Annotated in this window: 12 protein-coding genes and 1 pseudogene; 6 read left to right on the forward strand and 7 right to left on the reverse strand. The window is 67.4% G+C overall.

From position 1 onward, the window contains the following. Positions 1-40: 40 nt before the first annotated feature. From BMW88_RS40495 to BMW88_RS40510, 4 genes are all read right to left on the reverse strand, one after another. Positions 41-349: a transposase gene (locus BMW88_RS40495; RefSeq protein WP_089962498.1), complete on the reverse strand. Its 309-nt coding sequence runs from the start codon at positions 347-349 to the stop codon at positions 41-43. Between the two features lie 221 nt (positions 350-570). Further along, positions 571-1,761 (reverse strand): tetratricopeptide repeat protein, encoded by a 1,191-nt coding sequence (locus tag BMW88_RS40500; RefSeq protein ID WP_177221677.1) that lies wholly within the window; start codon positions 1,759-1,761, stop codon positions 571-573. Between the two features lie 645 nt (positions 1,762-2,406). Further along, positions 2,407-2,739: a hypothetical protein gene (locus BMW88_RS40505; RefSeq protein WP_089962505.1), complete on the reverse strand. Its 333-nt coding sequence runs from the start codon at positions 2,737-2,739 to the stop codon at positions 2,407-2,409. Next, the gene (locus tag BMW88_RS40510) at positions 2,736-3,008 is read right to left on the reverse strand and encodes a hypothetical protein (protein WP_089962509.1); all 273 of its coding nucleotides are present in this window, start codon (positions 3,006-3,008) and stop codon (positions 2,736-2,738) included. The genes BMW88_RS40505 and BMW88_RS40510 overlap by 4 nt, the downstream gene beginning before the upstream one ends. Positions 3,009-3,181: 173 nt before the next feature. Here BMW88_RS40510 and BMW88_RS40515 point away from each other — a divergent pair, with 173 nt between their 5' ends. Continuing rightward, positions 3,182-3,682, forward strand: a complete 501-nt coding sequence (locus tag BMW88_RS40515; RefSeq protein WP_089962513.1) for an NUDIX domain-containing protein — start codon at positions 3,182-3,184, stop codon at positions 3,680-3,682. A 16-nt stretch (positions 3,683-3,698) separates the two neighbouring features. Further along, the gene (locus tag BMW88_RS40520; protein WP_089962516.1) at positions 3,699-4,910 is read left to right on the forward strand and encodes a helix-turn-helix domain-containing protein; all 1,212 of its coding nucleotides are present in this window, start codon (positions 3,699-3,701) and stop codon (positions 4,908-4,910) included. A 112-nt stretch (positions 4,911-5,022) separates the two neighbouring features. On the opposite strand, the gene BMW88_RS40525 is transcribed toward BMW88_RS40520, so the two are convergent. Beyond that, complete coding sequence (locus tag BMW88_RS40525) at positions 5,023-5,250, reverse strand: hypothetical protein (RefSeq protein ID WP_089962520.1); 228 nt, start codon at positions 5,248-5,250, stop codon at positions 5,023-5,025. Between the two features lie 337 nt (positions 5,251-5,587). On the opposite strand from BMW88_RS40525, the gene BMW88_RS40530 reads away from it, so the two are divergent. From BMW88_RS40530 to BMW88_RS40540, 3 genes are all read left to right on the forward strand, one after another. Next, the gene (locus BMW88_RS40530; protein WP_089962522.1) at positions 5,588-5,782 is read left to right on the forward strand and encodes a hypothetical protein; all 195 of its coding nucleotides are present in this window, start codon (positions 5,588-5,590) and stop codon (positions 5,780-5,782) included. A 1,376-nt stretch (positions 5,783-7,158) separates the two neighbouring features. Continuing rightward, complete coding sequence (locus tag BMW88_RS40535) at positions 7,159-8,604, forward strand: NucA/NucB deoxyribonuclease domain-containing protein (protein WP_143116522.1); 1,446 nt, start codon at positions 7,159-7,161, stop codon at positions 8,602-8,604. Positions 8,605-8,667: 63 nt separating this feature from the next. Beyond that, complete coding sequence (locus BMW88_RS40540; RefSeq protein WP_089962526.1) at positions 8,668-9,114, forward strand: hypothetical protein; 447 nt, start codon at positions 8,668-8,670, stop codon at positions 9,112-9,114. Positions 9,115-9,329: 215 nt separating this feature from the next. Here the strand turns inward: BMW88_RS40540 and BMW88_RS40545 are convergent. Together BMW88_RS40545 and BMW88_RS40550 are read right to left on the reverse strand one after the other, a co-directional pair. After that, positions 9,330-10,212: pseudogene (locus BMW88_RS40545) on the reverse strand (IS5 family transposase). Between the two features lie 54 nt (positions 10,213-10,266). After that, positions 10,267-10,524: a virginiamycin B lyase family protein gene (locus BMW88_RS40550; RefSeq protein WP_089962530.1), complete on the reverse strand. Its 258-nt coding sequence runs from the start codon at positions 10,522-10,524 to the stop codon at positions 10,267-10,269. A gap of 358 nt (positions 10,525-10,882) precedes the next feature. Here BMW88_RS40550 and BMW88_RS40555 point away from each other — a divergent pair, with 358 nt between their 5' ends. Beyond that, positions 10,883-11,881: an IS481 family transposase gene (locus tag BMW88_RS40555; RefSeq protein ID WP_089960151.1), complete on the forward strand. Its 999-nt coding sequence runs from the start codon at positions 10,883-10,885 to the stop codon at positions 11,879-11,881.

Raw genomic sequence — 11,881 nt, forward strand, 5'->3', positions numbered from 1 at the left:
CACGTCACCGCGACAGGAATCCCGTCCGCGGCCAGCTCCGTCACGAACGGGTAGAGCCTTTTCCCGGCAGATTCGCCTGCGACAAGTACGCGGTCGCGCGGCGCAGGACCTCGTTCTCCTGCTCCAGCAGCGTGATCCGCTTACGCGCTTCACGCAGCTCAACCGACTCGGCCCGGCTCGCACCGGCCTTGGCGCCTTCCTCGACCTCGGCTTGGCGCAGCCACTTGAACAGCGTCATCGGGTGGACCCCGAAGTCCTTGGCGATCTGCTCGACGGTCACACCGGGTTCGCGGTCACGGGCGACCCGCACGACATCGTCGCGGAACTCCTGGGGGTAGGGCTTGGGCACAGCGACATCCTCCCAGCTCACCATCACGGCAAGCCAACTCAGATGTCACCAATCCGTGCAGCAGACCCTTTCGACAGCGCTTCTCGGGTTTCGCAGGCTGGCTTTCGGCCGAATCGATCAAAAGCTCAGGCGGTAGTTCCAGCCTGCAGAATGCAGGATTCGCTGATAGCCATCACAGTGATCAGCGAGACCCTTCGTCTTGCGGATCTGCCACATGCTCGTTACGACTCGTGCCACGTGGACTCGACGGCGGCCGCGTCGGTGTCGCGGTGTGCCCGGCGGTAGTGCTCGACGGCCTTCGTGAAGCAGTGCTCCGCGTAGGAGGGGTCGTTCAGGTGCTTGTGGGCCTGCGCGAGGTACCGGTAGATGTCGGCGAGGTAGGCGTCGCAGCCCGCTTCCTCATGCTCCGTCGTGGCCAACGCCGTGGTCAGTGGGGCGATGGCTTTCTGCGGCTCGTCGGCCGCGACGAACAAGGCGCCGGTTTCGGTGAGCACACGGGCGTGCGCGATGTGGTCACCGAGTTCGAGCATGGCGGCGGCTGCCCCGTCGAGTTCGGCGAGAGCCTCCTCGAAGCGACCCAGGCGGGACAGCACCGCGCCGAGGCGGCGCTTACCCAGGGCGATCCGGCGCAAGTTACCGAAGGCATCATCCAGCACACGGGCTCGGCGCAACTCCCGCTCCGCCTCCACCCAGTCGCCTGCGGTGTAGAGCAGCCAACCACGTCCACGCGCCACAGCGGCCAGCACTCGCACATCGGCGAGGGCGCGGCCGCGCTCTTCGGCTTCCTCGAGCGCCACCAGCGCGCCGTCCAGGTCACCGAGATTGCGCAGCGCCGACGCCAGCTTCATCTTGAACCGGGCGAACCGCAGGTCGTACTGGCGCGTGCGGTCATCGCTCTCCGCGTCACCGCCGATCCATCCAGGCTTCCAGTACAGGGCGTTGAGCGAGTGCACAGCGTGCGTTGCCGCATCCACTTGGTCCCGGTGGAGTCCGTTGTGGCCGGCGAGCCCGAACACCGCCTCGGCCAAGGTAATGCTCAGCTCGTACCACTTGCGGTCGACCAGATCGTTCAGCAGCGCCATGAACCACGAGTGATGTGGCGTGTACCAGGCCATCGCGTCGGCAGGCGTGCGGAACTTCGGCGCGCCGATCGTGTCGTAGGCGGGGGAGACCTTGGCGGCGTATCGATCGCGAGCGCGGTCCGCGGCCACGGCCTGATCGACGAACCAGCTGATCGCAGCCTTGACCGCGCCGGTGTCCGGACTCGCCGCGCCGCCGATGCCCGTCGCGAACTCGGTGAGCAGGTACCGACCTGGCGCGGGCATCACCAGCATGTCGTGCCGCACCAGTTCGGCGGCGACGCCCGCCGCAGTCGGCTCGTCAGCGTCGAGCACCGCGCGCAGCAACTCCACGCCGAAAGCCGGCGTACCGGCGGGAAGGCTCGTCAGCGCGCGCGTGGCTGTGCCGGCGAGAGGGGACAGGACAGACATCGTCGACTCCGATCAAGGTCAAGTCACGCGGTACGACGTGGGTCACGAGGACTCAGGCGGAAAGGCCGGGGAAGCGGGGCAGCCACGCGGCCGAGCAGAGCGCGAGCGCCGGCGAGGTGACCGTGCAGTATCTCGATGCGCCGCTGGTCAGTACTGGGATCGTTGATGCCAACAGCCGAGCAACCGAGCCAGTGCGCCGTCCACACCCGGTGCCGGCCCAGCGCCCCCGACCTCGGCAGGGAGACCACCGCGGTCGGCTAGCACCTCGTGGTGCCCGCCGCGGCGACGAAGATCTCGATCGGCCTGCGCGTTGCCGCCGGGTCCGGTGGCTTGCGCAGGCTCGACCATGCCGCGAGGTTGAGCAGGTGGAGCTGGTCAGCGATCTGCAGAAGTCCACGACATGCCAGGTTCCGCTCGCTGCGATGTGGATCGAAGTGGGGCGCAGGTGGCGCACCACAGCATGAGAAGTGCAGCCGGGTACCTCGAAGTCGAGGACGTGCGCGTCCGGATCGAGCAGGTGCACCTGCCTCCTGAAGACCCCGACCGCAGGCGCCGGTGGCCTTTCGATCACACGCCCGGCCCTCGCCCCTTCGCCAAGTGCGGCGCGAGCCGGTCGCTGGGGTGCGGCAGTACCAGAAACTCGTGCACGACCTCGATCAACGACCCCGCGAACTCCCACACGATCGAGTTGTCGCGGTCGGTCCGGATACCGAGCGCGTCGCCCTCGCCCTTGACTCGCAGCGAGTCTGTCCAGCCGCCCGACCACGTGTGAAAGCCGTCGAGGTAGTCGTGCCCCGGCTCCATCGGCAAGAACTTCCATCCGCCGTCCTTCAGGTCGATCAGGTGTTGGAGGACCGGGTAGATCGCGACGGGCGAGGCGCCGGGAACAACCAGGCTCATGACGCACGCTCCACGCACACGGTGCAACCACGTTCGCCGGCCGGGTCGGGGGTGCCGGTCGCCGGGCGGGGAGTAGGGAGCAGCGGCAGCGAGTCGGCGCCGCAGCGGGTGCGGAGCTCGTCCACGGTGACTCGGCCGGCCAGCGCCGCGCGGACCTTGTCGACCTGGCGTCGGCGCTGCGTCTGGCGGCCGACGTGCTGGCCGAGCCACCCCACCAGGCCGACGACGACGGCGCCGAGCGCCATCAAGATCAGCAAGCTCTGCACCATGCGATCAACTCCCCGTGTGCAACATCGGCGGCAAGCGCGGCATGATCAGTTTCGGCACGCCTGAGCTGCCACAACACAGCGGCGGAGAAGGACTTTCGAGCAGCTGGCGCGCGGTTCTCTGCCTGAAAGGCAGGGAACGTGTCTCGGAGCGTCACTAGGTAGGGTTCGGCGTCGTGGACCTCTTGCCGTTCGACGAGTACGCCGCCTCACTGAACCGCAAGCGCACCGCCGCCGGTGTGCTGTTCCGCGACGAGGCCTCGCGCGTGCTCTTGGTCGAGACGACGTACAAGACGTCGTGGGAGATTCCCGGCGGGTCCGTGGACGCCGACGAGGCGCCGTGGCGCACGGCCGTGCGCGAGGTCCGTGAAGAGGTCGGCTTCGACCGGCCGCTCGGGCGCCTGCTGGTCATCGACTACATCCCGCAGGATGGCCCGATGCCCGAGGGGCTCGCGTTCGTCTTCGAAGGCGGTCTGGTCACCGCCGATGAGGTGGCCGCGATCGAGCTGCGGGACCCTGAGATTCGCTCGGTCGGGCTCTACACGCTCGACGAGGTCCGTGGTCTGGTGAAACCGGTGCTCGCCAGGCGCATCATCGCCGCGATCGACGCCGTGCGGTCCGGGCAGCTCGCTCTGCTCGAAGCCGGTCACCCCGCCGTCGAGCAGCAGCACCGCTGACCCACAGGAGGCCGTCATGCCCGAACCCCTCGCTGAGAACCTGGCGCGCTTCCGCAGAGCGCGTGACCTCTCGCAGGAGGAGCTCGCGGCGGCGGCGTCCGTCGGCGTCGACACCATCGGCCGCATCGAGCGCGGCGAGCGGCACACCACCCGCCCGGCGACCGTGGCGAAGCTCGCACAGGCGCTGGGCGTCTCGCCGGAGACGCTGCTGGGCTTGCTGCCCGACAACCGCGGCGAGCACGCCGCCGAGGTCGCCCAGTTGCGGCACGCGATCACCGCGAGCTCCGAGATCCCCGGCCTCGGCGACTTCACCGACACCGACGAGGTGAGCACCCCGGCAACCCTCGGCGGCACCGCGCACCGGGCCTGGCAGGCCTACGTGGACGGCCGCCACGCGGAGCTGCTGCACACCCTGCCGATCCTGCTCGTGGACGCCCGCCGTCTCGTGCACCACACCACCGGCGACGACAACGCGACCGCGAACCGGCTGCTGTCCACCGCCTACCGGCTCGGCGCCGGATTGGCCGGCCGCCTGGAGCTCGACGACCTCGCCTGGACCTCGGCCGAGCGCGCGCTCGCCGCAGCACGCCAGTCGGACGCCGCCGAGATCGAGACGGCGATCTCGATGCGCTACCTCGTGTGGACGCTGGTCCGCCAAGGGCGCCTGGCGGACGCCGAACGCGTGGCGGTACGAGCGGCGGAGACCGTGGAGCCCCGGATGCTCGACCGCGACCCTGCCCGCGCCGGGATTTTCGGCAACCTGCTGTTCAACGCCGCGTCCGCAGCTCTGCGAGCGGGAAGCGGCAGCCGCGCCAACGACCTGCTGGCCATCGCTCAAGCCGCCGCCGTGCGCGCCGGACAGGACTCCGCGACCGAGGCCGCGATCTTCGGACCCCGCGTGGCGGCTTTCCAGACGGTCGACCACGCCGTGCGGCTCGGCGACCCCGAGACCGCGCTCCGGCTCGCCGAACGCATCCCCGACGCGCACGGAGCGGTGCCAGCATTCTGGGAGGCCGGCCACCGCCTGCACCTGGCATCTGCCGCAGTGCAGGTCCGGCGTGACCAGATCGCGCTCGGCCTCCTCGTCCAGGCGCGAGACCTAGCGCCCGACTGGGTCCGGCGGCAGCCCCTCGGCACGAACACGATGCGCACGCTGGTGGATCGCGCGTCGCGACGGCGAGGCGCGAGCTTCGCGGCGCTGGCGCGGCACTATGGCGTAGTGAGCTAGTGGCTCGTCGCAGATCGTCAACCCGCCGTCCAGTAGTCGACGTCGAGGGTGTTTCGTGCGACGTGCCTGCGGCGGCTACTTCCGCTGCAGGCACGCACCCGCGCGCCAACGCTCAGGCTCTGACCTGCTTGGTGATGTTCTGCACGGCGGTATGCGAAAGGCGGGCCCGGCTGGCGACGTAGCGGTCGCTGTCGCCGAACGCCTTGATCCTGCGGATGAGGTCGTTGCGCTTGTTCTCCAGTTCGGCGTACTGCTCGGCGACCTCTTCGAGTTCTTCGCGTACCTCGTAGCGCAGTCGCTCGCGCGCCGCTGCGAGGCACTCGTCGGTGTTGAACAGCACGGTGTAGACCTCCGGCTGCGATCCGCTCCTGCTCCGCGACTGGTCGAAGTAGGGCTGGTTGTCGCGCTCATGGTGTCGGCGAAGTGGGCCGCGCCAGTCGTAGGCGCGTTCTCAGTAGGCGTCTTGCGCAGCCAGTCCTCGACGTCGGACCGGGCAATCTCGATGTCGAGCCGTCCTGTCGCGAACCACCTCAACACTGCGAAGGGTTGAGGTGGTCACGCGTCTGAATGCCGTCTGGCAGGATTGGGCGGGGGAGCTCGTGGCTTGTTGTGCACACGCCAAGTCGATGACTCCGCCTCCTTCAACACCTGTTGCGTTGGGTTGAAGGGATCGATTCATGACGAACCTGCTGATCTACGGCGTTACCGCCACGTTCGCACTGCTCATCGGCTACTCGGGCTACAAGGCCATCGCGGCAACGGACGAGCAGCAACGGGCCGCCGCGTACAAGGTGCTCAAGCTCGTCCTGGCGGCCGTCACCGGTGCCGGCGTCCTGAGCCTGGCCGTGCTGCACCGGGCCGGTGTGCTGTGACCCCCGCACCGGTCGAGGTCTCAGGCCGAGGGGTGGTCCTTCGGCGGACGTTCACCTGCTTCCCGCACACCGAGTTCGGCGGGCAGGCTGAGCAACGCGTCCATCGTCGGCTTGTCAGATCTTCACCACGCAGCGCAGCGAAGCGGGATCTCAAGCCTCGATCGCCTGCCATGCTGTCTCCTGATGAGGCGGGGACCTCGTCATCTACGACAGCTCCCGGCATTCGAGGCGTGATCTGCCGTCTGCCAGGTGAATACAGACAGGCTCGCTGTGGTGGTCCGGTCTACTTGGTCGCTGCTGGCGGTCTGCGTCCAGTACGCGCAGTCAGGCACCAACCGAAGCCGGACCGATGATGTCTATCGGCACCGCTTCACCGCGGCACACGTACTCGCGTCGGAGGTGAGTTAAGTGCGGGCAATCGAGGTTGGTCTGAGTTGGTGATCCGTAGGCAGGTATCAGTCGTCGAGGCAGCTGCCATTGGGAAGCAGGCCTCCGATGAATCCGCCACCGGCTCCGCCTGGTAGTTCGATGATGTGCCCGACGATGCACGCTTCTGCGCCGATTTGCGCTGCGTAGAGCAGGCTTCCGACGGGCGCTGGGTCGTTGGAGCGGGCGATTCTGGCCGCGCTACCTGGAAAGCCTTCTCTGCTGAGGCTCTGGCGCGCTGACTCCGCATCGGCGTCGGTAGGGGGATGCTTGGCGGTCGAGCGGGAACACGATGCGACCGCTGTCGGCAGGCAGCTGGTACCTCTGGATATCGCGCGCCGGACTTCGTTGTGGGCCTGTTCTGCGGCCGTACGTTGCTCGGGAGACGGTGGGCGTCGGCGCAGTACGTTCTCGGTAACACGTTCGCAGTAGCCGTCGTCGTGAGGGGCCGTCTGTACACAGGAGAATGAGGCGCTTCCGTTGTTGGTGGTGGTGTCGGGCGTACGGTGTGAGTGAATCCACCATGCCAAGCACCCTGCGGCCAGAGCAGCGGCTGTGCAGGCAGCGATGATCATCGTACGTCGTTGAGTCGCTGACGTCGAATTCATGTTGCCTCCTGCCTCCATTCGTGAGCTTGCCGCATTTCGTCGCTGGTCGCCACCGGTCCATGCACGTGTACAGTCGATGTGATATTTGACGCAACATCGGGTAGTGGCCTAGCGGCATGCGCACTGAGTAGCGGCTGCGTGTTCAGGCTGGGCTAAACGGGTGGTAGGCGCTCTGGTGGGTGACGAGCCATTGGGTCTTCGTATAGCGTCCATATCCGCTTGAAGAATCTGCTCTGAGGGCTTGATTTCGATTAGGGGCGCGATGTGTGCCCTTCGAAAGGCAACTCATGTTGCCTGTGGGTCAGGTTCCTCGGAATCTGTGTTGGGGGAATTGTGCGAAGGTTGAAAACCGGCTATCTGTCTGCTGCGGTGATTTGCACCGGAGTAATGATTGTCAGCCAGGGACAGGCTTCTGGTGTTGGGCCGCTGTACGACGGGATGAAGCTGGAGACCGTCCGGGCCGCGCCGATGGGCACGGCCGACGTCGCCGACCTCGCTCGGAATCTGGGCCGGTCGGTTCCGGTTGATGCGCTCGAGCTCGGCACGAAGAAGAAGGTGGACGGGACGAAGCGCCGTGATCGAACCGCGGCGGAGTTGGCCGAGCTCGCACGTCCTGGTAAGTACTCCTTCGCGCCGGCTGAACCGTCAGGTGCCGCGCGGCTCGCGGACGAGGAGAACCGACCGGTGCGTGATCGCGTGAACGCCGAGGAGTGCCGCAACTTCTTCCGCGCGACTCCTCCGGAGGACACGCCGCCTTACTGGTTCAAGAACCGCTTCAACGCCTGCCATGGCATTACACTGCTGTCCGAGCACTACGAGGTGCGCAGTGGCCGTCCGTTCCTGACCGGAGCGATGACCGTGGACGCGGTCGTGATGGTGAGCATGAACGAAAACAGCCGCAGCGCCGAAGTCAGTGTGCGGCTGTGGGACTGGAACAAGATCGGCGAGTACCCGACGAACAAGACCTGGACCTTCGGAGCGGGATGCTGGGAGCCCGCCGCGGGTGGCAAGGACTGCCTGCCTGACTCGGTGACCCACTACGGCACGCCGGATCAGTGGGCGAGCAACCCGGAGCGCACGCAGAGCATCCAGTTCCCGACCGATGGTCAGACCATTCCGGAAGATCCGTCCCCGCACGGGATCGAGCAGCGTCAGATCTACGAGATCGATCCGTACGTCTACCTTCCGCAGAGCGTCGACCCGGCGATCACGTTCTACGACGCCCCGGCTGTTCCGCAGCGATGTGACCAGGGCCGGACCGCGGTGTCGGCGAACTACGTGCGTGGCAGTGACTGCGTGTTCCACGAACAGGCCGGCGTGTTCCAGTTGTCCGTGTCGGACGACCGAGTCGCCGAGTCTGCGCAGTTGATCCGCGACGCGATCGACAACATCAGCAGCACCAAGCCGGGCACCGCGGGCAAGCCGAACGCCTGGATCCCCGGCAAGTTCGGCACAGCACACCCGCTGCACCGGCTCTACCACGACCAGATCGGCCGCGACAACAACCGGGCCGCGGCGATCGAGGCCTGCAAGCAGCACTTCGGCCCGACCTACACCGAGCGCAACGACCCTGCTGACCCGACGGCGACCAACGACTGCGACGAGTACCCGTTCTCCACGACCTATCAGGGCGTGCAGTTCACCATCAACGACAACACCGACCGCAGCTTCGCTGTTCGACCGGTGCTCAGCCGCCAGAACCAGAAAGCGGGCGACCTGCTCGGTCAGTTCATGGCCAATGACCACGTCGGTGAAGAAGATCCGTTCTACGTGCTGATTCGCGACTGATAACGTGCCGTGGTGCGGCAAGGTGCTTGCCGCACCACGACCAGTAGATGAGGAGCGTCGAGATTGACTGCGAACATCACCAAGTCGGTGAAAGCACGGATTCCTGTCGAGTTTTCGCAGTTCGTTCTCTTCGACTACTTCGGCGACGCGAGCGTGTCCGACCTCGAGCGGCCCGCCAACGCGGACTGGGTGGGATGTGTGGGGCGTGGGGGAGCGGTGTTCCACGCCTCCGACCAGTCAATCGCGGCGCACATCGAGTTCGAACTGTGGTCAGAACAGCCGGCGGTCGACGATGCGGCGGGCGAACTTGCACGATTCGAAGGCCGCTTCACCGCAGAGTCGGGCCGCGTGATCCTGGCTAGCCTCACCGGATCGCCCAGCGATGTCACAATCGACCTGCCCACGGCGTCCTCCTTCGCAGTTCGCGCGACCAGGCTGGGCTCATCTGTCGACGACGAAGGCCGGCAGAACGAAGCATGGCGGCTGCTGGTGTGGCCAGTACCTGAGTAAGGCTGCTGGTGTCGGCTACGCAGGGGAGTAGCGCCACACGATGTTGGCTGGCCCGTCGGCGATCCACAGCGTGCCGTCCTGACCCGCCGCGATCCCGATCAGCCGGTCGGCGCCCGGTACGTCGTGCAGAGTGATCTCGCCGGACGTGGTGATCCGGCCGACGCGGCTCTGGTCGGTGCTGAACTACAGCCCGCCGTCCGGGCTAGAGCCTGTCCTCAAAGCCAGAGGGTGAGGGTGGCCAGGTCGATCATGGCTTGGTAGGACAGGGCGGTCTTGTCGTAGCGGGTGGCGATCGCGCGGAACTGCTTGAGCCGGTTGAAGCAGCGTTCGACGACATTGCGGCGCTTGTAGATCACCGGATCGAACAGGGGTGGGCGGCCACCCGCGCGGCCGCGGCGGGCCCGGTTGGCGCGTTGGTCGCGGCGTTCGGGGATGGTGGCCCGGATGCCGCGGCGGCGCAGGTGAGCGCGGATGGCCCGGCTGGAGTAGCCCTTGTCCGCGATCACCCGCGCCGGCCGTGTCGCGAGCCGGCCTGGTCGTGCCGGCGGGAACCACACGCCCGCCAGCACGGCGTCGAACATGGTGCAGTCGTTGATGTTCCCGCCGGTCAAGACGGTGGTCAGCGGGCGGCCGTGCCCGTCGCAGGCGAGGTGGATCTTGGTGGACGGGCCGCCGCGGGAGCGGCCGATAGCATGATCATCTGGTTCGGTCTGCCCGCCACACGACCCGCTCGCCCCCTGTGTGGGCACGCGGGCGGCGGCGGGCGCCGGCCGCGTGCTGATGGGCACGCACGATGCTGGAGTCGACCGAGACCTCACGATCGAGTTCGTCGATCGCTTCCGCGATCACCCGCACCTTCGCCACCAGCATGGTCAGGGTGCCGTTGCGTGACCACCGCCAGAAGCGGTTGTAGACCGTCTTCCACGGCCCGTACCGCTCGGGCAGGTCACGCCACGACACCCCGGTCTTGGCCTTGAACAACATCCCGTTGATCACACGACGGTCATCCACCCGCGGACGACCCTTCGCCCCCGACACCGGCAACAACGGCTGCAACGCCTGCCACTGCTCATCAGTCAGCTCATGCCTGCGCACCACGGCACAAGATCAAAGCATGTCAGAGCGACCAGCTTTGAGGACGGGCCCTAGTGGTCAGGTCGACGGCGTAGCGTCCTCGGGCACTTGGTGTTCGGTGAAGTCGCCGGTGGTGGTCAGGCGGCCGATGCCGCGGCCGGTGGTGAACCAGAGCGCGTTGTCTGGCCCGGTGACGATCCGGCAGGGTTCGGTCCCGGCCGGCAGCGGGAAGAGGCGGTGGGCGGAGCCGTCGACCGGCATCCGCCCGATAGCGGGCGCACTGGACGTCACGGTGAACCACAGTGCCTGATCCGGGCCAGTGTTGGTGCCGTTCATCTTGGCCAGGCCGTCAGTGATCGGGAGCGTGTGGTGTCACAGTGCGCCGGACGCGGTGATGCGGCTGCCTCGGTCCAGTGCGGGCCGATTGGCGCCGGTCAGCGTCACGACCGAAGGCATGCGGTCGCCGGCGGTGATCAAGTAGTGCTTGAGCTGTCCGATGGTCGACCCCTGCTGGCCACTGGGCCGGGACCGGTGGCAACGGGCGTCACTCGACGCCTGGCGAAGACGTTCAGTGTGTACTGCCCAGCGAGGTTGCGAACGGTCCGACACGTGATCGGATGATCTTGGCATGAGGGAGGGCCTCCGGGTTCGGTGTGGATTGCGACATCTGCACCGGCTAGCCAGGAGGCCCTCGATTACTCACGCTAACGCACCGCTGACCGAGCTGGGCAGGCTACGTCTTGCCCGGTGTGTCGTCGAGGATGAATGGCCTGTTCGGCGGGCCGCTGAGCGATTCCAGGTGTCGGTCAGCACGGCGCAGCGGTGGGCCGGCCGCTACCGCGAACTCGGCACGGCGGGCATGGCCGACCGGTCCTCCCGCCCGCTGGCGTGCCCGCGCCGGACCCCGACGCGCACCGAACGGCGGATCATCAAGGTCCGCCTGGCGCGGCGGTGGGGACCTGCGCGGATCGCGTATCTGCTCGGGCTGGTGCCCTCGACCGTGCACCGGGTGCTGACCCGCTACGGCCTGGCCCGGCTCCGCCACGTGGACCGCGCCACCGGGCAGCCGGTGCGCCGCTACGAACGCGCCACGCCGGGCGAGCTCGTCCACGTCGACATCAAGAAGCTGGGCAACATCCCCGACGGCGGCGGCCACAAGATCCACGGCAGGCAAGCCGGCCAGCGCAACAGCTCCGCACACCGCGACCCCGCCCGGCGCCGCAAGGTCGGCGGCCGGCCCAACCTCGGCTACAGCTACCTGCACAACGCCGTGGACGACCACTCCCGCCTCGCCTACAGCGAAATCCTGCCCGACGAGACCAAGGAAACCGCCGTCGCGTTCTGGCAGCGAGCGCAGACCTTCTTCCACGCCAGCGGAATCACCGTCGAGCGGGTGCTCACCGACAACGGGTCGTGCTACCGCTCCCTGCTCTGGCGCGACACCCTGGCCGACGCCGGGATCACGCACAAACGCACCCGTCCCTACCGTCCCCAGACCAACGGCAAGGTGGAGCGCTTCAACCGCACCCTGCTCGACGAATGGGCTTACGCCCGCCCCTACCGCACCGAAACCGAGCGCCGCGAGGCGTTCCCGCGGTGGCTTCACACCTACAATCACCACCGCGGTCACACCGCACTCAAAGGCCAGCCACCCGCCAGCCGCGTTCCGAACCTTTCAGGTCAGTACAGCTAG

Source organism: Lentzea xinjiangensis (genome assembly GCF_900110955.1).
GTDB lineage: Bacteria > Actinomycetota > Actinomycetes > Mycobacteriales > Pseudonocardiaceae > Lentzea > Lentzea xinjiangensis.